Source organism: Streptomyces sp. HUAS 31, assembly GCF_028198125.1.
In the GTDB taxonomy this organism is placed as follows: Bacteria; Actinomycetota; Actinomycetes; order Streptomycetales; family Streptomycetaceae; genus Streptomyces; species Streptomyces chartreusis.
Map to the genome: position 1 here is coordinate 2,659,038 of NZ_CP116353.1, position 25,917 is coordinate 2,684,954.

At 70.9% G+C, this 25,917-nt stretch carries 22 protein-coding genes; 9 read left to right on the top strand and 13 right to left on the bottom strand.

The window, feature by feature from the left end; genetic code table 11:
• Positions 1-87: 87 nt before the first annotated feature.
• Genes PGH47_RS11755 through ctaC form a run of 3 tightly spaced genes read right to left on the bottom strand, consistent with a single transcriptional unit; the run spans position 88 to position 3,181 of the window.
• Entirely contained in the window at positions 88-486 is a 399-nt protein-coding gene (locus PGH47_RS11755; protein ID WP_030967416.1) for a cytochrome c oxidase subunit 4, read from the bottom strand.
• Positions 483-2,219, bottom strand: coding sequence for an aa3-type cytochrome oxidase subunit I (gene ctaD / locus PGH47_RS11760; protein WP_093745727.1), 1,737 nt, complete (start codon positions 2,217-2,219; stop codon positions 483-485). Before ctaD ends, PGH47_RS11755 begins: the two co-directional genes overlap by 4 nt.
• Positions 2,216-3,181, bottom strand: coding sequence for an aa3-type cytochrome oxidase subunit II (gene ctaC / locus PGH47_RS11765; protein ID WP_271663375.1), 966 nt, complete (start codon positions 3,179-3,181; stop codon positions 2,216-2,218). Before ctaC ends, ctaD begins: the two co-directional genes overlap by 4 nt.
• Before the next feature lie 288 nt (positions 3,182-3,469).
• Here ctaC and PGH47_RS11770 point away from each other — a divergent pair, with 288 nt between their 5' ends.
• Positions 3,470-4,849 (top strand): cysteine desulfurase/sulfurtransferase TusA family protein, encoded by a 1,380-nt coding sequence (locus PGH47_RS11770; protein ID WP_271663376.1) that lies wholly within the window; start codon positions 3,470-3,472, stop codon positions 4,847-4,849.
• Between the two features lie 80 nt (positions 4,850-4,929).
• Here the strand turns inward: PGH47_RS11770 and PGH47_RS11775 are convergent, their stop codons facing one another.
• Positions 4,930-5,904, bottom strand: a complete 975-nt coding sequence (locus tag PGH47_RS11775; RefSeq protein ID WP_271663377.1) for a carbohydrate kinase family protein — start codon at positions 5,902-5,904, stop codon at positions 4,930-4,932.
• Positions 5,905-6,035: 131 nt separating this feature from the next.
• Between PGH47_RS11775 and PGH47_RS11780 the strand changes: the two genes are divergently transcribed.
• The gene (locus PGH47_RS11780; protein ID WP_030967407.1) at positions 6,036-6,245 is read left to right on the top strand and encodes a hypothetical protein; all 210 of its coding nucleotides are present in this window, start codon (positions 6,036-6,038) and stop codon (positions 6,243-6,245) included.
• Positions 6,246-6,425: 180 nt separating this feature from the next.
• Complete coding sequence (locus PGH47_RS11785; protein WP_271663378.1) at positions 6,426-8,342, top strand: hypothetical protein; 1,917 nt, start codon at positions 6,426-6,428, stop codon at positions 8,340-8,342.
• A gap of 93 nt (positions 8,343-8,435) precedes the next feature.
• Here the strand turns inward: PGH47_RS11785 and PGH47_RS11790 are convergent, their stop codons facing one another.
• Entirely contained in the window at positions 8,436-8,792 is a 357-nt protein-coding gene (locus PGH47_RS11790; protein WP_126902039.1) for a HesB/IscA family protein, read from the bottom strand.
• 328 nt (positions 8,793-9,120) lie between these two features.
• On the opposite strand from PGH47_RS11790, the gene nadA reads away from it, so the two are divergent.
• A complete protein-coding gene (nadA, locus tag PGH47_RS11795) occupies positions 9,121-10,305 on the top strand; it encodes a quinolinate synthase NadA (RefSeq protein ID WP_271663379.1) in 1,185 nt (394 codons plus the stop codon).
• A gap of 16 nt (positions 10,306-10,321) precedes the next feature.
• Here the strand turns inward: nadA and PGH47_RS11800 are convergent, their stop codons facing one another.
• The 6 genes from PGH47_RS11800 to PGH47_RS11825 form a co-directional block, all read right to left on the bottom strand.
• On the bottom strand, positions 10,322-12,562 hold the full coding sequence (locus tag PGH47_RS11800; RefSeq protein WP_271663380.1) for a protein kinase domain-containing protein: 2,241 nt from the start codon (positions 12,560-12,562) through the stop codon (positions 10,322-10,324).
• Positions 12,563-12,698: 136 nt separating this feature from the next.
• Positions 12,699-15,833, bottom strand: coding sequence for an efflux RND transporter permease subunit (locus PGH47_RS11805; protein WP_271663381.1), 3,135 nt, complete (start codon positions 15,831-15,833; stop codon positions 12,699-12,701).
• A 143-nt stretch (positions 15,834-15,976) separates the two neighbouring features.
• Positions 15,977-16,657, bottom strand: a complete 681-nt coding sequence (locus tag PGH47_RS11810; RefSeq protein WP_271663382.1) for a response regulator — start codon at positions 16,655-16,657, stop codon at positions 15,977-15,979.
• A gap of 82 nt (positions 16,658-16,739) precedes the next feature.
• Positions 16,740-17,957, bottom strand: a complete 1,218-nt coding sequence (locus PGH47_RS11815; RefSeq protein ID WP_271663383.1) for a sensor histidine kinase — start codon at positions 17,955-17,957, stop codon at positions 16,740-16,742.
• A gap of 98 nt (positions 17,958-18,055) precedes the next feature.
• Complete coding sequence (gene pspAA, locus PGH47_RS11820; RefSeq protein WP_271668031.1) at positions 18,056-18,334, bottom strand: PspA-associated protein PspAA; 279 nt, start codon at positions 18,332-18,334, stop codon at positions 18,056-18,058.
• Positions 18,335-18,382: 48 nt separating this feature from the next.
• Positions 18,383-19,150 carry a PspA/IM30 family protein gene (locus PGH47_RS11825; RefSeq protein WP_260609300.1) on the bottom strand — a complete coding sequence of 256 codons (768 nt, stop codon included), beginning with the start codon at positions 19,148-19,150 and terminating at the stop codon, positions 18,383-18,385.
• A 301-nt stretch (positions 19,151-19,451) separates the two neighbouring features.
• On the opposite strand from PGH47_RS11825, the gene PGH47_RS11830 reads away from it, so the two are divergent.
• The 3 genes from PGH47_RS11830 (at position 19,452) to PGH47_RS11840 (ending at position 22,056) form a co-directional block, all read left to right on the top strand.
• On the top strand, positions 19,452-20,090 hold the full coding sequence (locus tag PGH47_RS11830; protein WP_125525241.1) for a DUF3043 domain-containing protein: 639 nt from the start codon (positions 19,452-19,454) through the stop codon (positions 20,088-20,090).
• An 83-nt stretch (positions 20,091-20,173) separates the two neighbouring features.
• Positions 20,174-20,914 (top strand): class I SAM-dependent methyltransferase, encoded by a 741-nt coding sequence (locus PGH47_RS11835; protein ID WP_271663384.1) that lies wholly within the window; start codon positions 20,174-20,176, stop codon positions 20,912-20,914.
• A 56-nt stretch (positions 20,915-20,970) separates the two neighbouring features.
• The gene (locus tag PGH47_RS11840; RefSeq protein WP_271663385.1) at positions 20,971-22,056 is read left to right on the top strand and encodes a S1C family serine protease; all 1,086 of its coding nucleotides are present in this window, start codon (positions 20,971-20,973) and stop codon (positions 22,054-22,056) included.
• A gap of 37 nt (positions 22,057-22,093) precedes the next feature.
• On the opposite strand, the gene PGH47_RS11845 is transcribed toward PGH47_RS11840, so the two are convergent.
• The gene (locus PGH47_RS11845; protein WP_030967709.1) at positions 22,094-22,303 is read right to left on the bottom strand and encodes a hypothetical protein; all 210 of its coding nucleotides are present in this window, start codon (positions 22,301-22,303) and stop codon (positions 22,094-22,096) included.
• 115 nt (positions 22,304-22,418) lie between these two features.
• Between PGH47_RS11845 and PGH47_RS11850 the strand changes: the two genes are divergently transcribed.
• Positions 22,419-23,621, top strand: coding sequence for a bifunctional adenosylcobinamide kinase/adenosylcobinamide-phosphate guanylyltransferase (locus tag PGH47_RS11850; protein WP_271663386.1), 1,203 nt, complete (start codon positions 22,419-22,421; stop codon positions 23,619-23,621).
• 113 nt (positions 23,622-23,734) lie between these two features.
• On the opposite strand, the gene PGH47_RS11855 is transcribed toward PGH47_RS11850, so the two are convergent.
• Positions 23,735-24,556 carry a class I SAM-dependent methyltransferase gene (locus PGH47_RS11855; protein ID WP_271663387.1) on the bottom strand — a complete coding sequence of 274 codons (822 nt, stop codon included), beginning with the start codon at positions 24,554-24,556 and terminating at the stop codon, positions 23,735-23,737.
• A gap of 214 nt (positions 24,557-24,770) precedes the next feature.
• Here PGH47_RS11855 and cobT point away from each other — a divergent pair, with 214 nt between their 5' ends.
• Positions 24,771-25,880 (top strand): nicotinate-nucleotide--dimethylbenzimidazole phosphoribosyltransferase, encoded by a 1,110-nt coding sequence (gene cobT / locus PGH47_RS11860; RefSeq protein ID WP_271663388.1) that lies wholly within the window; start codon positions 24,771-24,773, stop codon positions 25,878-25,880.
• The last annotated feature ends 37 nt before the right edge of the window (positions 25,881-25,917 follow it).

Genomic DNA, 25,917 nt, shown 5'->3' on the forward strand with positions numbered 1-25,917 from the left:
ACACGTACGGGTGACATGCATTGCGGCAAAAGAAGGAGCCCGGACCCTCCTGACGGAGTGTCCGGGCTCCTGTGAGCTCAGCTCGTGCTACTGGGTGCGGTTCTCACCGCGGTAGTACTCGAAGACCCAGCCCCAGAGACCGATGAGGATCAGCGGGGCCGAGAAGTAGAGCAGCCACCAGCCGACCGCGATCCCCAGGAAGGCGAGCGCGCCGCCGATGCCGAGGGACAGCGGCTGCCAGCTGTGCGGGCTGAAGAACCCGACCTCGCCGGCGTCGTCCGCGACGTCCGCTTCCTTGTTGTCCTGCGCACCCGCGTCGACCCGCCGGGCGGTGAAGCCCAGGTAGAAGCCGATCATGATGCACAGCGCGAAGGCCAGGAAGAGGGCCGTGGTACCGGCCGGCTCCTTCGACCAGACGCCGTAGACGATCGCCATGGCCAGGACGAAGATGCCCAGCCAGGCGAACATCGTGCCTTGGGTCTTCACTTGCCGGCCTCCTTGCCACCAGCCAGAGCCTTGTCACCGTGAGGCGCGTTCTCGAGCTGGTCGAGAGCGGCGATCTCAGGGTGATGCAGGTCGAACGCCGGGGATTCGGAACGGATCCGCGGCAGAGTGAGGAAGTTGTGCCGCGGCGGCGGGCAGGAGGTCGCCCACTCCAGCGAGCGGCCGTAACCCCACGGGTCGTCGACTTCGACCTTCTTGCCGTACTTGGCGGTCTTCCACACGTTGTAGAAGAACGGCAGCAGCGACGCGCCGAGCACGAACGAGCTGATCGTCGAGATCGTGTTCAGGGCGGTGAAGCCGTCCTGCGCCAGGTAGTCGGCGTAACGACGCGGCATGCCCTCGGCGCCCAGCCAGTGCTGGACCAGGAAGGTGCCGTGGAAGCCGACGAACAGCGTCCAGAAGGTCATCTTGCCGAGCCGCTCGTCGAGCATCTTGCCCGTGAACTTCGGCCACCAGAAGTGGAAGCCGGAGAACATCGCGAACACGACGGTGCCGAAGACGACGTAGTGGAAGTGCGCCACCACGAAGTACGAGTCGGACACGTGGAAGTCCATCGGCGGCGAGGCCAGGATGACGCCGGTCAGACCACCGAAGGTGAAGGTGATGAGGAAGCCGACCGCCCAGAGCATCGGTGTCTCGAAGGACAACGAGCCCTTCCACATCGTTCCGATCCAGTTGAAGAACTTCACGCCGGTCGGTACGGCGATGAGGAACGTCATGAAGGAGAAGAACGGCAGTAGGACGCCGCCGGTGACGTACATGTGGTGCGCCCACACCGTCACGGACAGACCCGCGATGGCGATGGTCGCCGCGATCAGACCCATGTAGCCGAACATCGGCTTGCGGGAGAAGACCGGGATGACCTCACTGATGATGCCGAAGAACGGCAGCGCGATGATGTACACCTCTGGATGGCCGAAGAACCAGAAGAGGTGTTGCCACAGCAACGCTCCTCCGTTCGAGGCATCGAAGACGTGGGCGCCGAACTTGCGGTCCGCCTCCAGCGCGAAGAGCGCCGCCGCCAGGACGGGGAAGGCGAGCAGGACGAGCACCGCGGTCAGCAGCACGTTCCACACGAAGATCGGCATGCGGAACATGGTCATGCCCGGCGCACGCATGCAGATGATCGTGGTGATGAAGTTGACCGAGCCGAGGATGGTGCCGAAGCCGGAGAAGGCCAGACCCATGATCCACAGGTCGGCGCCGATGCCCGGCGAGCGGACCGCGTCCGACAGCGGGCTGTAGGCGAACCAGCCGAAGTCGGCGGCACCGTCGGGGGTGAGGAAGCCGCCCACCGCGATGAGGGAGCCGAACAGGTAGAGCCAGTAGGCGAACATGTTCAGGCGGGGGAACGCCACGTCCGGCGCGCCGATCTGGAGCGGCATGATCCAGTTCGTGAAGCCGGCGAACAGCGGCGTCGCGAACATCAGCAGCATGATCGTGCCGTGCATCGTGAACGCCTGGTTGAACTGCTCGTTCGACATGATCTGAAGACCGGGCCGGGCGAGCTCGGCGCGCATGAAGAGCGCCATCACGCCGCCGATCACGAAGAACGCGAACGACGTGACGAGGTACAGCGTGCCGATCGTCTTGTGGTCGGTGGTGGTGAGCCACTTGACCACGACGTTGCCGGGTTGCCTGCGCCGGACCGGCAGCTCGTTCTCGTACGAGTCCTCAGCTGCCGCGGCACCCTGGGGTTCGTTGAGGATGCTCACAGGTTTGTCGTCTCCCGGTTCTTCTCGTGGCTCGTCTGCGCGATGCCGGCGGGAACGTAACCGGTCTGCCCCTTCTTGGCGAGGTCCTTGAGGTGCTGCTCGTAGCGCTCGGGGGAGACGACCTTCACGTTGAACAGCATCCGGGAGTGGTCGACGCCGCACAGCTCGGCGCACTTGCCCAGGAAGGTGCCCTGCCTGTTGGGGGTCACCTCGAAGGCGTTGGTGTGGCCCGGGATGACGTCCTGCTTCATGAGGAACGGCACCACCCAGAAGGAGTGGATGACGTCACGCGAGGTGAGGACGAAGCGGACCGTCTTGCCCTCCGGCAGCCACAGGGTGGGACCCGGGTTGCCCGTCTGAGGGTTGCGCGTGCCGGGCGTGCCGCAGTCGTACACACCGCCGGCGTTCGCCGGGAAGTCCTCCTTGAACCGGTCCGGGATCGCGGCCAGTTCCTTGGAGGTCTTGGCGTCGCCGGTGGAGCCATCCACGTCGGCGATCATGTTGAAGCACCAGCTCCACTGGAAGCCGACGACGTTGACAGTGACGTCGGGCTTGTCCTTGAGGCTGAGGATCTTCGACTCGTCGCGGGCCGTGAAGTAGAACAGGACCGAGACGATGATGAGCGGGACCACCGTGTACAGCGCCTCGATGGGCATGTTGTACCGGGTCTGCGGAGGTACCTCGACCTTGGTGCGGCTGCGCCGGTGGAACATGGCGCTCCACAGGATCAGACCCCACACCAGCACGCCGACGGCGAGCGCAGCCGCCCAGGAACCCTGCCACAGGGAGAGGATCCGCGGAGCCTCTTCCGTGGTCGGGGTGGGCATACCAAGGCGGGGGAAGTCTTCCCAGTTGTACGAGCAACCGCTGGCTGTCGCCAGGACCAGGCCCGCAGTCATGCCTTGCAGCAGCTTCCGCCGCATCGGGCGCCGCGGCGAGCGGTCGGAGCCGTTGGGACTCACGTAGCGCCTTCCCGAGAGTCTCGCCCGCGCGGATCGGCTGCGGCCTGGCCTTCTCGCTGGTCGGTCGCCGCCCTGCGTCGGGCAGGGGTTTGGATGTTTATGCGGACCAAACCCTAGCCGACGCGTTCTTGGGGTTCGCGGGGAGGGGTGCCTATGGGGTGGGGTGGTTCGCTGGTTTGGCGGCTGCGGGTTCGTTTGGGCTTGTCGCGCCCCGCGGCGGAGCCGCACGTGTCACCGCCCCGCGCCCCTGTGGGGCGCTCCCGTCGCCGGACGTTCTAGCGTTGCTGTGTGGGCTACTTCGATGCTGCTTCCAGTGCTCCTCTTCATCCCGTCGCTCGGCAGGCGCTCCTGGCCTCCCTTGATGAGGGATGGGCCGATCCGGCCCGTCTCTACAGGGAGGGGCGACGGGCGCGCATGCTCCTGGACGCCGCTCGGGAGACGGCGGCCGAGGCCGTGGGCTGCCGGGCGGACGAGTTGGTGTTCACCTCGTCCGGGACCCGGGCCGTGCACTCGGGCGTCGCGGGCGTGTTGGCGGGCCGTCGCCGGATCGGAAGCCACCTGATCGTGTCCGCGGTCGAACACTCCTCTGTGCTCCATGCGGCTGACGCGCACGAGGCCGACGGGGGTTCGGTCACTCAGATGGCGGTGGCCCGGAGCGGGGCGGTGGACGCGGGGGCGTACGCGCAGGCCCTGCGTCCGGACACCGCGCTCGCGTGTCTCCAGTCGGCCAACCACGAGGTGGGCACCGAGCAGCCGGTGGCCGAGGTGGCCGCCGCGTGCCGGCAGGCCGGGGTGCCGTTGCTGGTGGACGCGGCGCAGTCGCTCGGCTGGGGGCGCGTCGAGGGCGACTGGTCGGTGTTGACCGGGAGTGCCCACAAGTGGGGTGGCCCGTCCGGGGTGGGGCTGCTCGTGGTGCGCAAGGGGGTGCGGTTCGCCGCGCAAGGGCCCGTGGACGAGCGGGAGTCGGGGCGGGCCGCCGGGTTCGAGAACCTCCCGGCGATCGTCGCCGCGGCGGCGTCGCTGCGGGCCGTGCGGGCGGAGGCGGCCCAAGAGGCGGTACGGCTGCGGGAGCTGACGGAGCGGATCCGGGCCCGGGTGCCACGGCTGGTGCCGGACGTGGAGGTGGTCGGCGACCCGGAGCGGCGGCTGCCCGGGATCGTCACCTTCTCCTGTCTCTATGTCGACGGGGAGACACTGCTGCACGAGCTGGACCGGGCCGGCTTCTCGGTCTCCTCGGGCTCGTCCTGCACGAGCAGCACGCTGACGCCCAGCCATGTGCTGAAGGCGATGGGGGTGCTGAGCGAGGGGAACGTGCGCGTGTCCCTGCCGTTCGGGACGCCGGAGGAGGATGTCGAGCGGTTCCTCCGGGTGCTGGCGCCCGCGGTCGCCGGGATGCGCGAGAAGCTCGGGGCGCCGACGGCGGAGAAGGTCGCACGGGACGAGGACGTCCTCGTCGTGGACTCCCTCGGCAAGCGGTGCCCGATCCCCGTCATCGAGCTCGCCAAGGTCATCGGGGACGTGCCGGTGGGCGGCCTGGTCCGGGTTCTCTCCGACGACGAGGCGGCCCGCCTGGACATCCCGGCGTGGTGCGAGATGCGGGGGCAGGAGTACGTGGGCGAGGAGTCGGCGGAGCGCGGGGCCGCGTATGTCGTGCGCCGGGTGAGCTGAACGCCCCTTGAGGGGCGCGGGGAACTGCGCGAACAGCCCCCGCGCGCCCGCGGCCGACGACGAACCCGCCGAGGCGGATCTCAGCTCAGGTGCGTCCGGACCTCTTCGCCCGCGTCGTGGCCGTACGCCTTGGTGAACCGGTCCATGAAGTGGACGCGGCGCAGCTGGTACTCCTGGGTGCCCACCGTCTCGATGACGAGCGTGGCCAGCATGCAGCCGACCTGGGCGGCGCGCTCAAGGGAGACGCCCCACGCCAGTCCGGACAGGAAGCCGGCGCGGAAGGCGTCGCCGACGCCGGTGGGGTCGGCCTTGCGCTCCTCCTCGGGGCAGCCGACCTCGATCGGGTCGTGGCCGGCCCGCTCGATGCGTACGCCGCGCGAGCCGAGGGTGGTGACGCGGTGGCCGACCCTGGACAGGATCTCCTCGTCCGACCAGCCGGTCTTGGACTCGATGAGCCCCTTCTCGTACTCGTTGGAGAAGAGGTAGGTCGCCCCGTCCAGCAGTATCCGGATCTCGTCGCCGTTCATCCGGGCGATCTGCTGGGAGAAGTCGGCGGCGAAGGGGATCGAGCGGGAGCGGCACTCCTCGGTGTGGCGGAGCATGCCCTCCGGGTCGTCTGCGCCGATGGAGACCAGGTCGAGGCCGCCGACGCGGTCGGCGACGGTCTTCAGCTCGATCAGCCGGGCCTCGCTCATCGCGCCCGTGTAGAAGGAGCCGATCTGGTTGTGGTCGGCGTCGGTGGTGCAGACGAAGCGGGCGGTGTGCAGGGTCTCGGAGATACGGACCGAACCGGTGTCGACTCCGTGCCGGTCCAGCCAGGCCCGGTACTCGTCGAAGTCGGAGCCCGCGGCGCCGACGAGGATCGGCTTCGTGCCCAGCTGACCCATGCCGAAGGCGATGTTCGCGCCTACGCCGCCCCGGCGTACGTCCAGATTGTCGACCAGGAACGACAGCGAGACCGTGTGCAGCTGGTCCGCGACGAACTGGTCGGCGAAGCGGCCGGGGAAGGTCATGAGGTGGTCGGTGGCGATGGAGCCGGTGACTGCGATGCGCACGGCGTGAGGTCTCCTGCGGGGAGGTGGAATTGACAATCCACGCTACCGTTCGTGACCGGGACACAGAAGCAGCCAAAACTACCTGATAGTAGATCTTTCTTCGCGGGCTCGAGCGAGCATACGGTGCAGCTATGACGAAATTCGAGGTCCGTGCCCCCGCTCCGGCCGACCTGGAGGTCGACCTGGCGTCACTGCTGGGTGACTGCGCGCGGATGGCTCCGCACTGGGCCGCTCCCGACCGTGTCCTTTCCCGTCCGGTCTCTCCGTCACGCATCCACGGGGTGACCGTGCCCTCGAAGTCGGCGCGACTGCTGGACGCGATGTCCGACTACGGCGACTGACCGGGAGGCCGATCGAACTCCGGCGGCCCGATCGGCGCTTTTCAGGGAACCGTGCGCTCCCCCGCTGCGTCCCATCGGCGTCCCCCGTAAAGGGGATGCGGGATACGACCCGGTGGACCGGCCTTTTGACAGGGTCGGGTCAGGGTCCTGGGACATGTGCGCAGCCGAAGGAGCGATGCGGTGAACACCGAGCGACCCGACAACGACGACGCGGGCGCCTCCGGCAAGGACGCGGAGGAGGCACGGGCGGAGCAGAGCGCCGCCGGCGCCGACGGGCTCGCCGACGAGAGCGGGACGGCAGGCGGAGCTGCCGACGGCGAGGTCGAGGGGACCGGGAAGGTCGACGGGGACGAGACGGCCGACGGGACCGACCGTGCCGATGTGGCTGCTGCCGCCGAGGGCGAAGGGGCGTCGCGCGACGCGGGCGCCTCGGACGAGGAGTCCGCTTCCGGCCAGGAGCCCGCTTTCGGCCGGAAGAGTGTCCCGGACGCGGAAAGCGCCTCTGAGAGTGCCGATGCCGGCCCCGCCGAACCCGGCTCTTCCGTCCCGCCCGCTGTCGAGGCGCACGACGCCACGCCCACCCACGGGCCGGACGAACTGCACGGCGGCGCCCGTCGCCGCTCCCCCGCGATCATCGCCTCCGTCGCCGCGGCCGTGCTGCTGGTCGGGGGCGGTGGGGCCTATCTCGCCGCGAACGCGTCCGGTGGTTCGGACGGCGGTACGTCGTCCGGGGCACCCGGCGGTGAGACTCCCCCGCCGCTGCACCTCGACGGCTACACCGAGGCGGGCGGCGGCACCGGCGGCATCGCGCCCGGGGAGCCCAACCCGTACGGCGCCACCTACAAGGCCGGCGGCGATCTTCCGGACGGGCCCGGGTCGGCGCCGGTGTACCGGGCCGGCGGCGAGGTCGGCGCGGCCGAGGTGGCCCGGCTGGCCGAGGCGCTCGGGGTGGACGGGACGCCGGTGGCGCAGGGCGAGACCTGGCGGGTCGGCGCGTCGGACGGCGCGGGGCCGAGCCTCCAGGTGAACAAGCAGGCGCCTGGGACCTGGACCTTCTACCGGTACGCGCCCGGCACGGACAACTGCGAGAGCACCACCGTCTGCGCGAAGGCCCCCGCCGGCCGGGCCGGCGACCCGGTGAGCGAGGACGCCGCGAAGAAGGCCGCCGCGCCGGTGCTCAAGGCGATCGGTCAGGACGACGCGAAGCTCGACGCGGGCCAGGTCATGGGCGACCAGCGGGTGGTGAACGCCGATCCGGTGGTCGGCGGACTGCCCACGTACGGCTGGACGACGGGGGTCACCGTGAACGCCCAGGGTGAAGTGGTCGGCGGCAGCGGCCAGTTGAAGGCGCCGGTGAAGACGGACACGTACCCCGTGCTGAGCGCGGAGAAGACGCTCGGGCTGATGAACGCGGCACCGAAGGCCGACCACCGCATGGGCATCGGGGGCTGCGCCAGCCCCGTACCGCTGAAGGACCGGATGGAGGCGCCCTGCGGTGCGGAGGCGTCGATGCAGGCGTCCGGGTCGACGGGTGCGCCGCCGGAGCAGGACACCATCACCGTGGAGAAGGCCGTGTTCGGGCTGGCCTCGCACTACGTGGACGCCCGGCAGGCGCTGGTGCCGTCGTGGCTGTTCGAGGTGCGGACGCAGGGCGCGCAGGACAGCTTCACGGTGACGTACCCGGCGATCGACCCGAAGTACCTGGACTCGGCCACTCCCTCGCAGGAGCCGACCGGGCAGCCGAGTCCGCGGCCGACCGGGCCGAAGGACGACTCGACGGCGTCGCCGGTGACCCGGAACGTGGGCGTGGACGCCTATAAGGCCGACGACTCGAAGCTGACCGTCGCCTTCACCGGCGGTGTGTGCGCCGACTACAAGGTGACGGCGAGCGAGAGCGGTGACGAGGTGACCGTCCGGGTGACGGAGACCTCACAGCCGGACGAGGTCTGCATCCTGATCGCCAAGGTGTTCCACAAGACCGTGCAGCTGGACAAGCCGCTCGGGGACCGGAAGGTCGTGGGCACGGACGGCCAGGCGGTTCCGCTGGAGAAGCCCGGGATGCTCCCGGACGCACCGGAGACGTCCGGGGCCCGGTAAGGGTCCTCGGACAAGGAAAGGCGGCGGCCCCGTCGGAGGGGGTCGCCGCCTTTCCGTGTGTCCGGCCTGGATCTGCCGGACATTCGGCTGGGATCAGCTGAAGGAGTCGCCGCAGGCGCAGGAGCCCGTCGCGTTCGGGTTGTCGATCGTGAAGCCCTGCTTCTCGATGGTGTCCACGAAGTCGATGGACGCGCCGCCCAGGTACGGGGCGCTCATGCGGTCGGTGACGACCTTGACGCCGCCGAAGTCCTTGACGACGTCACCGTCGAGGGAACGCTCGTCGAAGAAGAGCTGGTAGCGCAGACCCGAGCAGCCACCGGGCTGGACAGCCACACGCAGGGCGAGGTCGTCACGGCCTTCCTGGTCGAGCAGGGCCTTCACCTTTTCCGCGGCGGCGTCGCTCAGAATGATGCCGTCGGTGGCGGTGCTGGTCTCGTCCGATACGGACATCTACATCTCTCCCGGGTTGTACGGAGACTGCTTGCCGACCATTGCAACCGGCGGGTCGGCGGATTCATTCCGGGGCCGGATGCTTGTCTTTCGGTCCTTCTTCATGCTCGCACACGGCGCGCGGAGCGGAAAACGCCTCATTCGGGATTGCGCGGGTCGGCCACCGGGATTCACGTCACATCGACACGATGGCCATCGTCAAACTGACGTGAACCGGTTATGATAGATAGCGTCAATCCGACGAGAAGTCGGTGAAGGTGTCCCGCTTGACCCGCCGGGACCGGATTCTCCGGTCCCGGCGAGCCGCAGAACAGAAAGGGTGCGTGTCGTGACCACCGCCCAGACCCAGGAGCTCGACGTACAGCCGACGCCCCTCGCCCTGCTGCTCCTCGGCCGTGAGGCCGACCCGAGGAGCGAGCGCGGCGTCGAGTGCCCCGGCGACCTGCCCTCGCCGTCCGACCCGGACCTGGTCGAGCGTGCCCGCGCCGCCAAGGAGAAGCTCGGCAACAAGGTCTTCGTGCTCGGCCACCACTACCAGCGTGACGAGGTCATCCAGTTCGCGGACGTGACCGGTGACTCGTTCAAGCTGGCCCGGGACGCGGCCGCGCGCCCGGAAGCCGAGTACATCGTGTTCTGCGGTGTGCACTTCATGGCGGAGTCGGCGGACATCCTGACCTCCGACGACCAGAAGGTCGTCCTGCCCGACCTCGCCGCCGGCTGCTCGATGGCCGACATGGCGACGGCCGAGCAGGTCGCCGAGTGCTGGGACGTGCTGACCGAGGCCGGCATAGCCGAGCAGGTCGTGCCGGTGTCGTACATGAACTCGTCCGCCGACATCAAGGCGTTCACGGGCAAGCACGGCGGCACGATCTGCACCTCCTCCAACGCCAAGCGCGCGCTGGACTGGGCCTTCGAGCAGGGCGAGAAGGTGCTCTTCCTGCCGGACCAGCACCTCGGCCGCAACACCGCCGTCCGGGACATGGGCATGTCCCTGGAGGACTGCGTCCTGTACAACCCGCACAAGCCGAACGGCGGACTGACCGCCGACGAGCTGCGTGCCGCGAAGATGATCCTGTGGCGCGGCCACTGCTCTGTGCACGGCCGCTTCAGCCTCGACTCGGTGAACGACGTGCGCGAGCGCATCCCGGGCGTGAACGTCCTGGTCCACCCCGAGTGCAAGCACGAGGTCGTGGCCGCCGCGGACTACGTCGGTTCGACGGAGTACATCATCAAGGCCCTGGAGGCCGCCCCGGCCGGCTCCAAGTGGGCCATCGGCACGGAGCTGAACCTGGTCCGCCGGCTGGCGAACCGTTTCGCGCCCGAGGGCAAGGAGATCGTCTTCCTCGACAAGACGGTCTGCTTCTGCTCGACCATGAACCGCATCGACCTGCCGCACCTGGTCTGGGCGCTGGAGTCGCTGGCCGAGGGCAACCTGGTCAACCGGATCGAGGTCGACAAGGAGACCGAGGCGTTCGCGAAGCTGGCGCTGGAGCGCATGCTGGCGCTGCCGTAGCCCCTGCTCGAAGTGCTCACCCCGACACGGGTTTCCGGTCGGGGTGAGCCGGGTCGAGGGTGAAGACGTCGCCGTCCGGGGTGGCGACGACCAGGGCACCCCGGTGCAGCAGCACCTCGGACAGCGACCAGCCCTGGTTGGTCACCCGCTGGGCACGCGGCAGGGTCTCCCACAGCAGCGTGCCCTTCTTGGTATCGAGGGCGGCGACCCGGCCGCTGGCGCTGGACATGTAGAGCACCCGGGCGCGCGGGTCGTGGGTGATGTCGCTCGGCTGCTCCAGGCTCGTCCGGGTCTGCCATTGCCGCTCCCCCGTCCGGGCCGACACGGCCGTCACCTGGCCGGAGGTCGTGGCGAACCACAGGGTGCCGTCCGCGAGCGACGCATTGCCCTCGAACCGCTGGGCCAATCGGGTCGTGGTGGCCGCACCGGTCGCCGGATCCACCAGCCGGATCCGGGAGAACGGCCCCTCCTCACCACCGACCGAGTTCCCGTCCTCGTCCTTCGCCGGATCGAGGAAGAGCAGACGGCCGTCGTACGTCCCCACGAGGACGCCCTCGTTGGGGACCGTCAGGCGCCGCGTCGAGCCGTCGGCCCGGTCCAGGGCCAGGAGCACCATGTGGTCGGAGGGCATCATGTCCGGGGCGCACTGGAGGAACAGGTCCTCGCCGGTGTTCGTGGGCCGGCAGTACTGCCCCTGCGGCAGCCCCGCCGTCCAGCGCTCGGCGCCGGTGCGCGGCGAACGGGCGGTCACCGAGCGGCCGCCGGCGTCCGGGACGATCACGAGATCGCCGGAGAGAAACGCGCGGACCGAGTCGACGTTCAACGTGCGATGCCAGAGCCGCTTGCCGGTCCCCGGGTCGAGGGCTGCGACCGAGACCACGACGTCGTCGCCGTAGTCGGGGCTGAAGGTCTGCTCGACCAGCATCGCGTCGTCGGCGACACCGAGGACCGTGAAGGTGTACGCCCCCTTGCCCGTGCCGGCGGGCAGCGGCTCGGCGCGCCACAGGGTCTGTCCGGTGAGCGCGTCGATGCGCAGCGGGAGGACGCCGTCGCCCGCGCAGTAGACGCCGCCCTCGTGCACCTGGCACTTCGGGCCGAAGCCCTGCGAACCGGCGTCGGTGACGCCGCGTCCCTTCTTCACGCCCTGCGCGGCGGTGGCGTACACCGTCGTCTGCCAGGGCTTCCAACCGGACGGCACGGCGGTCCAGCGGGAGGGCGCGGACGTGGCGGCCCCGGCGCCCGGTCGGGCGTCGTCATTCCCGATTCCTGGGCCGAGCAGCAGATATCCGGTCAGGCCGAGCGCGAGGGCACCGACCGTGCCGGCGGTGGCCCACAGCGGGCGTACCCGGCTGCGGCGCCGGACGGGTTCCTCGGCGGCGGGCCGGGTGCGGACCATGGCCACCTCGTCCGTGCGCAGTGTCACGGTGGGGCGGTCGTCCTCGCCCGGCTCCGGCAGCGCGGCCACGAACTCGCGTGCCACTTCGTCCAGTTCGGGCCGGTCCGCGGGGTCCTTGGCGAGGCAGCGTTCCAGGACCGCGTGCAGGGGCTGCGGCACGCCGTCCAGGACGGGGGCGTCGTGGACCACCCGGTAGGCGGTGAGGTACGGGCTGTCGGCGTCGAAGGGACCCCGGCCCGTCATCGTGAAGACGAGCAGCGCGCCGACGGAGAAGACGTCGGAGGCGGGGCCCACCGAGCGGGCGTCGGTGAGCTGTTCCGGGGACATGAACGGCGGGGTGCCGATCATCTGGCCGGTCTCGGTGAGGGTGTTGTGGTTCTCGGCGGCGCGGGAGATGCCGAAGTCGATGACGCGGGGGCCGTCCTCGGCCATCAGGACGTTGGCGGGCTTGAGGTCGCGATGCACGACGCCCGCCCGGTGGATGTCCCGCAGCGCCTCCACCAGGCCGAGGACCAGGCGCCGCAGTTCGGTGCCCTTGAGCGGGCCCCCGTCGCGGATCCGGGCGGCGAGGGAGGGTCCGGGCACGTACTGGGTCGCCATCCAGGGCCGTACCGCGTCGGCGTCGGCGTCCAGCACCGGGGCGGTGAAGGCGCCGCTGACCTTGCGGACGGCCTCGATCTCCTGCCGGAAACGGGCACGGAAGACGGCGTCCTCGGCGTACTGCGCGTGCACCACCTTGACGGCGACCTCGCGCCCCGAACGTGCTCTGCCCCGGTAGACGACGCCCATGCCCCCGGACCCGAGCCGGCCGACGAGTCTGTAGCCACCGACCGACTTCGGATCGTCCTTGTGCAGCGGCACGCCCGGTACCCCTCCCCCGTGATGCAGTCCGGGGCTCAGGATACGTAACGCGGAAACGACGGTGGCCGGGTCCCGAACCGTGCTTTCCGGTTCGGGACCCGGCCACCGCGGGTCACTCGCTCACGGGGTCACCCGCTCACACGGACGCGGGCTCCGCCTCGTCCGAGGCGTCCTTCGCCGGCTGCTCGGCGAGCCCCGCCTTCTTCGCCCGCTTCGCCGCGCGCTTCTTCGCCCGGCGCTCCTTGCGGAGCTCCAGCATCGCGTAGAGCGTCGGGACGAGGAGGAGGGTCAGCAGGGTGGAGGTGATCAGACCGCCGATCACGACCACGGCCAGCGGCTGGGCGATGAAGCCGCCCTCGCCGGTGACGCCCAGGGCCATGGGCAGCAGGGCGAAGATCGTCGCCAGGGCCGTCATGAGGATCGGGCGCAGCCGGTGCCGGCCGCCCTCGATCACGGCCTCGACGACGCCGTAACCCTGCCCCCGGTACTGGTTGATGAGGTCGATCAGCACGATCGCGTTCGTCACCACGATGCCGATCAGCATCAGCATGCCGATCATCGCGGGGACGCCCATCGGGGTGCCGGTCGCCACCAGGAGACCGATCGCGCCGGTCGCGGCGAACGGGATCGACACCAGCAGGATCAGCGGCTGGGCCAGCGAGCGGAACGTCGCGACCAGCAGCATGAAGACGATCGCGATGGCCGCGAGCATGGCCAGGCCCAGGTTGACGAACGCCTCGTCCTGGTCCTCGGAGACACCGCCGATCGAGGCCGTCGCGCCCGCCGGGAGCGTCAGCTGATCGATCTTCGACTGGAGGTCCGCGCTGACCGCGCCCGTGTTGTCGCCGGTCGGCTTCGCGGTGATGGTGGCCGCGCGCTGGCCGTCGATCCGGGTCATCGAGACCGGTCCGTCCACCAGCTTCACGTCCGCGATGTCACCCAGCTTCACCGGGCCGAGGCGCAGGCCCTGAAGCTGCTTCAGGGTCGTCGCCGGCTTTTCCGACCTGATGACGATGTCGCGCTCGGTGTCGTCCAGGGTCGCCTGGGCGGCGGTGTTGCCGCGCACCGCCTGGGCGACGGCGAGACCGAGGGTCTGGTCGTTGAAGCCCGCCGCGGCCGCCTTGTCGTTGGCCTTCACCGAGACGCGCGGCACGCTCTGCGCCAGGTCGCTGGTGACGTCGGTGACGTCGTCCAGTCCGGCGACCGCCTCGCGGACCTGCTCGGACGCCTTGCGCAGCACGTCCCCGTCGGCCGCCTTCACGACGACGCTCAGGTCCTGGGCGCCGAAGCCGTCACCGGCGGCGATCGTGGTGGTGCCGACGCCGTCGAGCTTCTTCAGGCCCGCCTCGATGCGGCCCTGGACGTCGTCGTAGGACGCGGAGTCCTCCAGCATCACCTGGTAGGACGCCTGGTTGGTGTCGGTGCCGCCGCCGAAGGCCGCCATGAAGCCGGACGAGCCGATGGTGACCTGGTAGTCCTTGACGCCCTTGGTGTCGGCGAGCAGCCGCTCGACCTTCTTCGCCTGCTCGTCGGTCGCGGCCAGGCTGGTGCCGGGCTTCAACTCCTGCTTGACGGTGAGGACTTCCTGCTCGCCCTGGTCGAAGAAGTTCGTCTTCAGCAGCGGAGCCATGCCGAACGTGCCGACGAGGATGACGATCGCCAGCAGCACACTGGTCAGCCGGCGCCGCGTCGCGAACCGCAGGACGGGGACGTAGATGCGCTGGAGCCTGCTCCTCGCCTCCTTCTCCTCGGCGATCCGGCGCGCCTCGTCGGCGTCCTCCGGGGTGCCCTTCGGGGCGCGCAGGAACCAGTACGACAGGACGGGGACGACCGTCAGCGACACCAGCAGCGACGCGAGCAGCGCGGCCGTCACGGTCAGGCTGAACGAGCCGAACAGCTCGCCCACCATGCCGCCGACCAGGCCGATCGGCAGGAACACGGCCACCGTGGTGAGCGTCGAGGAGGTCACCGCGCCGGCGACCTCGCGGACCGCCTTGATGATGGCGTCCTCGCGCTCCTCGCCGTAGCCGAGGTGACGCTTGATGTTCTCCAGGACCACGATCGAGTCGTCGACGACACGGCCGATGGCGATGGTGAGCGCGCCGAGGGTCAGCATGTTCAGGGAGAGGTCCCTGGTCCACAGGACGATCAGGGCCAGCACGACGGAGAGCGGGATGCTGACCGCGGTGACCAGCGTCGAGCGGATCGACGCCAGGAAGACCAGGATGATCAGCACCGCGAAGAGCAGACCGAGCGCGCCCTCCGTGGTCAGACCGTCGATGGACTTCTTCACGGCCGGGCCCTGGTCGCTGACCACGGTGACGGTGGCGTCCGCGCCGAGGTCCTTGCGGATCTCCGGGAGCTTGTCCTCGACGGCGTCCGAGATGGCGACCGCGCTGCCGTCGCGGTCCATGGTGACCGAGACCGCGAGGGACGGCTTGCCGTCGGTGCGGGTGATGGAGTCGGCCGGGGCCTGCTCCTGCTTCACGGAGGCGACGGAGCCGAGGCGGACCGGCTTGCCGGAGCCGGGCTCGCCGCTCACCATCAGGTCCTCGATCTGCTTCAGCGAGGTGAGGCCGCCGCCGACCTGGACGGTGCGGTTGCCGCCGTCCTCGTCGAAGGAGCCGGCCGGCACGGTGGCGCCGCCCGCCTGGAGGGCCTGGGAGACGGCCGCCGAGGTCAGGCCGGCCTTCGCCAGCTTGGCGTCGTCGGGCGTGACGGTGACCTGGAGGTCGCGCACACCGTCGACGGTGACCTGGCCGACGCCGTCGATGTCCTTCAGGTCCGGCACCAGGGTGCGGTCGAGCTTGTCGGCCAGGGCCTGCTGGTCCTTGCCGGAGGTGACGGCGAGGACGACGGTCGGGATGTCGTCCGTGGAGCCGGCGATGACCTGCGGGTCCACGTCGTCGGGCAACTGGATCCGGGCCCGGTTGACGGCCTGCTGGACGTCGGCGACGAGCTGCTGGGTGTCGGGGCCGTAGTCGAAGGACGCCATGATCACGGCGTTGCCCTCGCTGGCCGTGGAGGTGACGCCGGTGATGCCGTCGACGGCTTCGAGGCTGTCCTCGATCGGCTCGACGACCTGCTTCTCGACCACGTCCGGCGACGCGCCCTGGTACGGCGCGAGGACGGACACCATGGGCAGTTCGATGGACGGCAGGAGCTGCTGCTTGAGCTGAGGTATCGCGATCGCGCCGAAGGCGATCGCGATGATCGAGATCAGCCCTACCAGGGCGCGTTGGGCGAGGCTGAATCGGGACAGCCAGGACATGGGTGAGGGTCTCTCTTCTGTGAGCGGCAGAAGCGGGCAGCTCCCGCCCCTACACCCTCAGCCATCGGCAAGCCCCGTTTCGTAGGCCCCAGGTCCATTTCCTTATGCGGCGCATACTCCGGGCGCAGTACGCGGGGTCGGGTTCACTCCACCCTTGGACGTACCAGCCCCGACTCGTACGCGATCACCACGAGCTGGGCCCGGTCGCGGGCGCCGAGCTTCGACATGGCCCGGTTGACGTGCGTCTTCACGGTCAGCGGGCTGACCTCCAAGCGCTCGGCGATCTCGTCGTTGGAGTGCCCGCCCGCGACCTGGACCAGGACCTCGCGCTCGCGGCCGGTGAGGGCGTCGAGCCGCTCGGCGCGCGCCGGGTCGCGGTCGTCGTCGCCGTCGCCCTGGGCGAGGAAACGGGCGATCAGGCCCTTGGTGGCGGTCGGTGAGAGCAGCGCCTCGCCGCCGGCCGCGACGCGGATGGCGCTGAGGAGTTCGTCGGGTTCGGAGCCCTTGCCGAGGAAGCCGGAGGCTCCCGCGCGCAGGGACTGCACGACGTAGTCGTCGACCTCGAAGGTGGTGAGGATGACGACCCGGACATGGGCGAGGGCCGGGTCGGCGCTGATCATGCGGGTGGCGGCGAGGCCGTCGGTGCCGGGCATCCGGATGTCCATCAGGACGACGTCGGCGCCGCGCTCCTTGGCGAGGCGCACCGCCTCGGCGCCGTCGGACGCCTCGCCGACGACCTCCATGTCGGGCTCGGAGTCGACCAGCACCCGGAAGGCGCTGCGCAGCAGGGCCTGGTCGTCGGCGAGCAGGACGCGGATGGTCATGCGGAGTCCTCAGCGGTTCACGGGGCGGACGGCTTGGTGATACGACAACTGCCGCGGGGGGCTCCTGAGTTCCGCGGCGTCGTCATACGGCGTCCTCCGCTGCGCGGGTACGGCTCTTGACCGGCAGGATCGCATGGACGCGGAAGCCGCCGCCGTAGCGCGGGCCGGTGGTGAGGGTGCCGCGCAGGGCGGTGACGCGTTCGCGCATGCCGAGCAGGCCGTGGCCGCCGCCCTCGACGGTGTCGTCGTCGCCGGCGCCGTCGTCGAGGACCGTGATCTCGACGTTCGGCCCGACGCGCACGACGCTCACCTCGGCCCTGGCGGCCGTGCCCGCGTGCTTCTGGACATTGGTGAGCGCCTCCTGGATGACCCGGTAGGCGGCCAGGTCCACGGCGGCCGGGAGGGTGGTGCCCTGGTCGGTGCGGGCGACCTCGACGGGGAGACCGGCGCTGCGGAAGGTGCCCGCGAGTTCGTCGAGACGGTCGAGGCCGGGGGCGGGCTCGGTGGGCGCCTCGGGGTCGCCGGACTGGCGCAGCAGGCCGACCGTGGCCCGCAGCTCGTTGAGCGCGGAGCGGCTCGCCTCGCGCACGTGGGCGAGGGCCTCCTTGGCCTGGTCGGGCCGCCGGTCCATGACGTGGGCGGCGACTCCGGCCTGCACATTGACCAGGGCTATGTGGTGGGCGACGACGTCGTGCAGGTCCCGGGCGATGCGCAGCCGCTCCTCGGCGACGCGGCGGCGGGCCTCCTCCTCGCGGGTGCGCTCGGCCCGCTCGGCGCGCTCGCGGATGGCGGCGACGACGGCGCGGCGGCTGCGGACCGCGTCGCCCGCGGTGGCGCCGATGCCGGTCCAGGCGAAGATCGCGAGGTTCTCCTGGGCGTACCAGGGCAGCGGTCCCGCGAGCATCGCCGCGCCGGTCAGCACGGTGATGGTGAGCAGGCCGACGCGCCAGGTGGTGGTGCGGTCGGTGGTCGAGGCGACGGTGTACAGGGCGATGACCGCGGACATGGCGACCGGGGCGCGGGGGTCACCGGTGACGGACTCCACGAGGGAGACCGCGCCGGTGAGGGCGAGCACCGTCATGGGGGCGCGGCGGCGGAAGGCCAGGGCCGCGGAGCCGAGGGTGATGAGCACGAGGCTGAGCACGTCCGGGGTGCGCAGGGCCCAGGTGACGCCGCTCTTCCCGTGCGGGTCCACGAACGAGCCGGCCACCATGCACGCCAGCACACCGACCGCCAGCGCCGTGTCCAGCGCCATGGGGTGCGCTTTGAGGTGCTGCCTGGCGCGTTCGAGGGTGCTCACGCTGAATTACGGTACGGCGTCCCCGCGGGGCTTGGAACGGGGGTGGACTTGAGGTTCCGCACGATTCGAACGCGGCGTCGCGGCTCGGGCTGATTCACCTACCCCGGAATCAGACCGTCGTCGCTGAGCAGCTCCCGGACCTCCTCCAGGGTCGCGTCCGAGGACGGCAGGATCAGTTCCGACGGTTCGAGGGAGTCGTCGGGCAGGGGCGTGCCCAGTTCGCGGACCTTGGACAGGAGAGCGGTGAGGGTGCGGCGGAACCCGGGGCCGTCGCCGCTCTCCATCTCCACGAGGAGCTCGTCGTCGAGCTTGTTGAGCTCGGGCAGGTGGCTGTCGGACAGCTTCACCTGCCCCTCACCCATGATCCGGACGATCATGTCGCCCATCGCGCCCTCCTAGGCGTGGGCCCCGGCCGTCGGCTACGGCTACTGCTTGTCGAAGCGCGGGGTGTCCTGCGGCTGCTGCTGGGACTGCTGGCCCGAGCCGCCCTCGATGGCCTGCTGGCCGGCCGACGGGCCTCCCGCCAGCTCCGCCTTCATGCGCTGCAGTTCCAGCTCTACATCCGTACCACCGGAGAGCCGGTCCAGCTCGGCCTGGATGTCGTCCTTGTGCATGCCGGACTGGTCGTCCAGGGCACCGGAGGCGAGCAGCTCGTCGATGGCGCCGGCGCGGGCCTGGAGCTGGGCCGTCTTGTCCTCGGCCCGCTGGATCGCCAGGCCGACGTCGCCCATCTCCTCGGAGATGCCGGAGAACGCCTCGCCGATCCGGGTCTGGGCCTGGGCCGCGGTGTACGTGGCCTTGATCGTCTCCTTCTTCGTACGGAAGGCGTCGACCTTGGCCTGGAGCCGCTGGGCCGCGAGGGTGAGCTTCTCCTCCTCGCCCTGCAAGGTCGCGTGCTGGGTCTCCAGGTCCGTCACCTGCTGCTGGAGGGCGGCGCGGCGCGAGAGCGCCTCGCGGGCCAGGTCCTCGCGGCCCAGCGCGAGCGCCTTGCGGCCCTGGTCCTCCAGCTTCGACGACTGCTGCTGCAGCTGGTTCAGCTGGAGCTCCAGACGCTTGCGCGACGTGGCGACGTCCGCGACGCCGCGGCGCACCTTCTGGAGCAGCTCCAGCTGCTTCTGGTACGAGTAATCGAGGGTCTCGCGCGGGTCCTCGGCCCGATCAAGGGCCTTGTTCGCCTTCGCGCGGAAGATCATCCCCATACGCTTCATGACACCGCTCATGGGCTTCGCGCGCCCCCTTCTGACGTCCAGCTCCAGCTCTGCGACAGAACCCACAGTACGGGCCCTGCATCCATTGACGCACTGTTCGGGGACGGATGCGCTCATCCCCAAGGACGACTGCGTACGATCGCGCTCCGGCGTAAGGAGTAGGTGACTCCCGGGTGCCCACCCGGTGCCGCCCACGTGCCTCCCCCGTGGCCGCCGGACGAACCGTCTGCGACGTCCCCTCTGTCCCCTTACGACGACTGGTGTTGCCGGATCGTTCCCCACGGGGCTGGGGTCCAACCCCGGGCACCCCGTACCCTTGGGTTTTGTGTTCCGTAGCCGTGCGAAGGAAGAGAAGGCCCAGACCGCCGACAAGGCGCTGGTGACCGACTCCAATGAGACCCGTCACCCCGAGGCCCCGAAGGGCCGGCCCACGCCCAAGCGCAGTGCGGCCCAGTCGCAGCGTCGCAGCGTGGCCAACACGCCGACGACGCGCAAGGAGGCCGCCAAGCGCGGGCGCGAGGAGCGCCGTGCCGCCATGGAGAAGCAGCGCAACGCGCTGGCCGGGGGCGACGAGCGGTACCTGCCGGCCCGTGACAAGGGTCCGGTCCGCAAGTTCGCGCGTGACTTCATCGACTCGCGTTTCAACATCGCGGAGTTCTTCCTGCCGATGGCCGTGGTCATCCTCGTGCTGAGCATCGTGCAGGTGCCCGCGTTGCAGAACATCGCGCTGCTGCTGTGGCTGATCGTGATCGTCCTCATCGTGCTGGACTCGGTCGTCACCGGCTTCCGGATCAAGAAGCGGCTCGCGGAGCGCTTCCCCGACGACAACAAGCGCGGCGCCGTCGCCTACGCGCTGATGCGCTCGCTCCAGATGCGCCGGCTCCGGCTGCCGAAGCCGCAGGTCAAGCGCGGAGAGCGGCCCTGAGCGCTGCTGCTGTCCCCGGGGGTGCGGCCGAGGCCCTGATCGATGGGCCGGGTGGGCTGCGTGAAGTCGTACGACAGGAGCTGGTGGCCCGGCAGCTCGACGAACAGATAGCGGGACGTTTCCCGGTCGGGCAGCGGCTGCGGGTGCTCGACGTCGGGATGGGCGGGGGCGCGCAGGCGCTTCGGCTCGCCCGCGCCGGGCACCAGGTGACCGGTGTCGAGCAGGATGCGACGCTGATCTCCGCGGCCCGTGCGGAGCTGGCCGGTGAGCCGGAGGGGATCCGGGAGCGGGTGCGGCTCGTCCAGAGCGACGGGCGGGACACCGGCGTCCACTTCCTGCCGGGCAGCTTCGACGTCGTGCTGTGCCACGGCGTGCTGATGCACATCGAGGAGCCCGACCCGATGCTGGCGGGGCTGGCCCGGATGCTCGCGCCGGGCGGTCTGCTGTCGCTGCTCGTGTGCAACGGCGACGCGCTCGCGATGCGGCCCGGGCTGTCCGGGGACTGGTCCGCGGCGCTGTCCGCCTTCGACGCCACCGCCCATCTGCCCCATCCGCGGGTGACCTCGGACGACGGCGGGAGCCCGGTGCGGCCCGGGGGCGACGTACGGGCCGACCGGCTGTCGGACCTGACGGCGACGCTCGCGGGGATCGGGGCGCCGCTGCACGCCTGGTACGGGGTGCGGGTGTTCACCGACACGGCGGCGGAAGGGGCCGGGGTCCCGGCGGACGTCGAGGCGCTGCTGGCGGTCGAGGAGCGGGCCGGGAAGGCCGATCCGTATCGGAGCGTCGCGGCGCTGCTGCATCTGTGCGGGGTCCGCGGCTGACCCCGTTCGGGTGAGCAGCACGCGCCGGTCGCCTGCCCCGCGGTGAGACTCGGGGCATGGATGCTCGCCGTTTGCGGACCCGGCGTCCGGTCGTCGCGGTCCTCGCCCTGCTGTGCTGCCTCGGCCTCCTGTCGGCCTGTTCGTCCTCCCCCTTCTCCTCGTCGTCGCGTGAGGAGGGGGACTCGACGACCCAGGCCGCCCTGCCGAGGACACCCCGGGCGGTGGACGACCTCCAGGACGGCTATCTGAAGGTGATCAGGAGCGTGCTGCCGTCGGTCGTGCAGATCCAGGGCAGACGTGATCTGGGGTCGGGCGTGGTCTACGACGACCAGGGGCACATCGTCACCAACGCGCACGTCGTCGGCGACGAGAAGACCTTCCGGGTGACGACCGCCGGCAGCGAGAAGGAGCTCACCGCCCAGCTGGTGTCCTCCTATCCGCAGCAGGACCTCGCCGTGGTCAAGCTCCAGGACCCGCCGGACGGGCTGAAGGCGGCGAAGTTCGGGGACTCCTCGAAGGTCGAGGTGGGGCAGATCGTGCTGGCGATGGGCTCGCCGCTCGGGCTGTCGTCCAGCGTGACGCAGGGCATCGTCTCGGCGACCGGACGGACCGTCACCGAGGGCGGCGACGGCACCACGGGCGCGACGATCGCCAACATGGTCCAGACGTCTGCGGCCATCAACCCCGGCAACAGCGGTGGCGCCCTGGTGAACCTCGACAGCGAGGTCATCGGCGTGCCGACGCTGGCCGCCGTGGACCCGGACGTCGGGAACAGCGCGGCGCCCGGCATCGGGTTCGCGATCCCCGCGTCGACGGTGCGCAACATCGCCGACCAGATCATCGAGGACGGCCGGGTCACCGACTCGGGCCGGGCCGCGCTCGGCATCACCGGCCGTACCGTCGTCAACGACGACTATCAGGCGGCCGGCGTGGCCGTGGTCGAGGTGCAGGAGGGCGGGGCGGCCGACGAGGCCGGTCTGGAGCCCGGCGACATCATCACCCGGCTGGGGGACACGGAGATCACCACCATCACCTCGCTGTCCGAGGCACTGGCCGGCGACAAGCCGGGGGACGAGACGACGGTGACCTACACCCGCGACGGTGACCGGAAGAAGGCCGATGTGACGCTGGGCGAACAGTGACGGGGGGCGAAGGGGTGCGCCCCTCGCCCCCGCCCGGTCACGCCTCGGCGTGCAGGCTCATCGGCCCGTAGATCTCCGTGGCGTCCTCGAACAGCCGCACCTGGTCCGCGCCGCCCTCCTGAAGTGCCTTCCAGTGCTCCCCGATCCAGGATTCCGCGTCCCCCTGGGTGGTGAACTCCTCGGGCTGCACCGCGGGCTGGATCTCCGCCCCGTCGGCCTTCTCGAACCGCCACGTCCATGCCGCCATGTACGCCTCCAAGGTGTCAGCACGTTGAGTGCACCAGCGTATGCGGTTCGTGTGCGTCTGCTCCTTAGGGGGCCTCCATCACGCGGGACGAGCGGCGAGCGGCGAAAATCAGTGCGTGGAACTGACTCTCCTCGGCACCGGTGCCCCCGCGGGACTCCCCCGCCCCGACTGTCCGTGCGCTGCGTGTGCCAGTGCGCTCGGCGGTGACGCCCGGGCGGCCACCGCGCTGCTCGTGGACGGAGCGCTGCTGCTCGATCTGACGCCCGGGGCGGCGTTCGCGGCGGCGCGCGCCGGGCGTTCGCTGGGGAACGTACGCCAGGTGCTGCTGTCGCATCCGCACGACGGGCCCGCCGTGGAGGTGCCGGCCGGGCTGCCGCAGCCCGGGCGGGTGCCGGACGGGCGGGAGTTGGCGCTGCTGACGGGGCATCGGGTGCGGGCGGTGGCGATGGACGCGCCGGGCACCGGGTACGCGGTGACCGGGCCGGACGGGCAGCGGCTGCTGTATCTGCCGCCCGGGGGTGCGCCGGCCGGACTGGAGAACGGCGCCGACGGGATGTACGACATGGTCGTCGCCGATGTGGTGGGGCGGCCGGACGCCCTGGCCAAGCTGCGGGCGGTGGGGGCCGTCGGGCCGACGACGGACGTCATCGCCGTCCATCTGGACCATGACGCGGCGCCGGGCGCGGAGTTGCGGCGCCGGCTGGCCGCGGCGGGCGCGCGGGCCGTGCCGGACGGGACGACGCTGGAAGTGGGGGCGTACGAGGACGTGCCGGACGTGCCGCGGCGGACCCTGGTGGTGGGCGGCGCCCGGTCGGGCAAGTCCGTCGAGGCGGAACGGCGTCTTGAGTCCTTCCCGGACGTGCTGTACGTCGCGACCGGCGGTACGCGGGGCGGGGACAACGAGTGGGCGGCGCGGGTGGCCGTGCACCGGGAACGGCGGCCGGGGTCGTGGCGTACGGCGGAGACGTGCGACCTGGTGCCGCTCCTCTCCGAGGACGGGGCGCCGTTGCTGATCGACTGTCTGTCCCTGTGGCTGACGGACGCGATGGACTCCGTCGGGGCGTGGGACGACGCGGTGTGGGCGGAGGGCGGGGAGCGGGCGCTGCGGGATCGCGTGCGCGGGCTCACGGAGGCGGTGCGGGCCACTCGGCGGACCGTTGTCGCCGTGTCGAACGAGGTGGGGTCGGGGATCGTGCCGGCCACGGCGTCGGGGCGGCGGTACCGGGACGAGCTGGGGCGGTTGAACGCCGCGTTCGCGGGTGAGTGCGAGCAGGTTGTTCTGGTGGTGGCGGGGCAGGCGGTTGTGCTGCGCGGGTGACTTCGCCTAGTTCGCCGAGTTCGCCTATGAGGGTGCTGCGGATTGTCGTCGTGCGTCTGCGGCCTCGTCGTGGCTGGTCGCGCAGTTCCCCGCGCCCCTGACGGCGCTGCCGGTCAGGGCGCGTCCGGCTCGGGTGCTTCCTTGCGGGCGATGACTCTGTAGGCGTTCGAGTAGCGGGTGGCTCGTAGGAGTGGGGCCAGGAGGTGGTCCAGGGTCCAGGCGGCGGCCACCAGGGGGGAGCCCAGGGGCGACAGCAGGCTCGGCAGCAGGTACGAGAGCACCAGTGAGGTCGCGGCCGCGAGGTCGTAGGGGATGTGCGCGGTGCGGTGGCCCGTCGCGACGATCGTGCAGCCCTGGGCGCGGAGTTCGTCGCACAGGGTCTCCATGGGCAGCAGGTGCAGATGGCCCGGAGGGCTGTGCGGGACCCAGAGTCTGCCGAGCAGGCCGGCGAACAGGCAGCGGGGGTTGGGCAGTTCGAGGAGGAGGTGGCCGCCCGGGCGCAGGACGGTGAGGGCGGCGCGCAGTTCCTCGCGGGGGTCGGGGGCGTGTTCCAGGTGGCGGAACATGCTGACGACGTCGTAGCGGCCGCGCAGGCGGGCGGTGACGCGCGGGTCGGTGAGGCTGCCGACGTGGGCCTCCTCGACCCGCTCGGCGACCCGTCCGTGCAGGACCCGGTAGGTCGGGTCCAGGCCGTCGAACGCCGTGTAGGGGAAGACCTCCTTCGCCGTCTCCGGGAAGCGGGCGTACCCGGTGCCGACATCCAGCCAGCTCTCCGGCTCGGGGAGGGGGAGCGCCACGCGGGCCGCGGCGCGCAGCCGGCGCGGGCCGCGCCGGGTGAGTCCCAGGTGGCGCGGGACGTAGGTGTGCTCCCGGCACCCGGCGGGGGTGAACGCGCAGTCGGCGCGGGGGCGTTCGGAGGGTGCGGTCGCGGTCATGGCGGCTCCCGGGCGTGGGGGCGTACGAGAGGGGCGTACGGCACAGGCGGTGCGAGACGGTCCGAGCATGCCCCGACAATCCACTGCAAAACGGAACGTATGGGATGAGGATCTAGGGTGCAACGACGTCGCGTGGATACGGGGGTGACGTGGCGGACCTCGTGGTGGCCATGTGGCGCCGTTCTGTTCGACCGGTGCCGGTACTGTTCGGCGAATGAGCTCGCTTAATCTCGACGACTTCTCCGACCTGATCGAGCGCCCCGACGGTGGGGTGCGCCGTGACGCCGAGGCGCGCCGTGAGCGTCAGATCGTGCCGCCCGGGGCGCTGGGCCGCCTCGACGAACTGGGCGAGTGGCTGTCGGCGGCGCAGTCCGCGGTGCCGGTGCGGCCGATCGAACAGCCGCGGGTCGTGCTGTTCGCCGGTGACCACGGCATCGCGGAGCTGGGCGTGTCGGCGCGGCCCGCGGGCGGCGCCGGGGAGTTGGTGCGGGAGATCCTGGCGGGCGGCCGGCCCGTGTCGGTGCTCGCGCGGCGGCTCGGGGTTCCGGTGCGGGTCGTCGACATGTCGCTGGACTGCGACCCGGAGTCGCTGCCGGAGGCGGTCGTACGGCATCGGGTGCGGCGTGGCAGCGGCCGTATCGACATCGAGGACGCACTGACGCCGGAGGAGGCCGAGGCGGCCTTCCGGGCCGGCGTCGCGGTGGCCGACGAGGAGGCCGACTCCGGTACGGATCTGGTGGTGCTCGGCGATGTGAGCGTCGGTGGGACCACGGCAGCGGGGGTGCTGGTCGCCGCGCTGTGCGGGACCGACGCTTCCGTGGTGACCGGGCGGGGCGGCCTCGCCATCGACGACCTCGTGTGGATGCGCAAGTGCGCGGCGATCCGGGACGCGCTGCGGCGGGCCCGGCCGGTGCTCGGGGACCAGCTCCAACTGCTCGCGACGGTGGGCGGGGCCGACCTCGCCGCGATCACCGGGTTCCTGCTCCAGAGCGCGGTGCGCAAGCTCCCCGTGGTGCTGGACGGCGTCGTCGTGGCCGCCTGTGCACTGGTGGGTCAGCGGATCGCGTTCCGGGCGCCGGACTGGTGGCTGGCCGCGCACGACAGCGGGGAGCCGGGGCAGGCGAAGGCGCTGGACCGGATGGCCCTGGAGCCGGTGCTCGACCACGGTGTGCGGGTGGGCGAGGGGGCCGGGGGTCTGCTCGCGCTGCCGACGGTCCAGGCCGCCGCGGCACTGGCGGCGGAACTGCCGGAGAAGCCGGACGAGGCGGAAGAGCTGGAGGAGCCGGCGAAGCCCGAGGACTCCGAGGCGCCGGAAGCCGGATAGACGGCCGCGGGCTCGGAGAGACCGACATCGAGGGTGG

What these genes read in the sequence shown, in the direction of transcription:
- PGH47_RS11780 (WP_030967407.1), top strand. Translation starts at nt 6,036, where the DNA reads ATGACGAAATTCGAGGTCCGTGCCCCCGCTCCGGCCGACCTGGAGGTC.
- PGH47_RS11790 (WP_126902039.1), bottom strand. Translation starts at nt 8,792, where the DNA reads ATGTCCGTATCGGACGAGACCAGCACCGCCACCGACGGCATCATTCTG.
- PGH47_RS11805 (WP_271663381.1), bottom strand. Translation starts at nt 15,833, where the DNA reads ATGTCCTGGCTGTCCCGATTCAGCCTCGCCCAACGCGCCCTGGTAGGG.
- PGH47_RS11810 (WP_271663382.1), bottom strand. Translation starts at nt 16,657, where the DNA reads ATGACCATCCGCGTCCTGCTCGCCGACGACCAGGCCCTGCTGCGCAGC.
- pspAA (WP_271668031.1), bottom strand. Translation starts at nt 18,334, where the DNA reads ATGATCGTCCGGATCATGGGTGAGGGGCAGGTGAAGCTGTCCGACAGC.
- PGH47_RS11825 (WP_260609300.1), bottom strand. Translation starts at nt 19,150, where the DNA reads ATGATCTTCCGCGCGAAGGCGAACAAGGCCCTTGATCGGGCCGAGGAC.
- PGH47_RS11840 (WP_271663385.1), top strand. Translation starts at nt 20,971, where the DNA reads ATGGATGCTCGCCGTTTGCGGACCCGGCGTCCGGTCGTCGCGGTCCTC.
- PGH47_RS11845 (WP_030967709.1), bottom strand. Translation starts at nt 22,303, where the DNA reads ATGGCGGCATGGACGTGGCGGTTCGAGAAGGCCGACGGGGCGGAGATC.
- PGH47_RS11855 (WP_271663387.1), bottom strand. Translation starts at nt 24,556, where the DNA reads ATGACCGCGACCGCACCCTCCGAACGCCCCCGCGCCGACTGCGCGTTC.
- cobT (WP_271663388.1), top strand. Translation starts at nt 24,771, where the DNA reads ATGAGCTCGCTTAATCTCGACGACTTCTCCGACCTGATCGAGCGCCCC.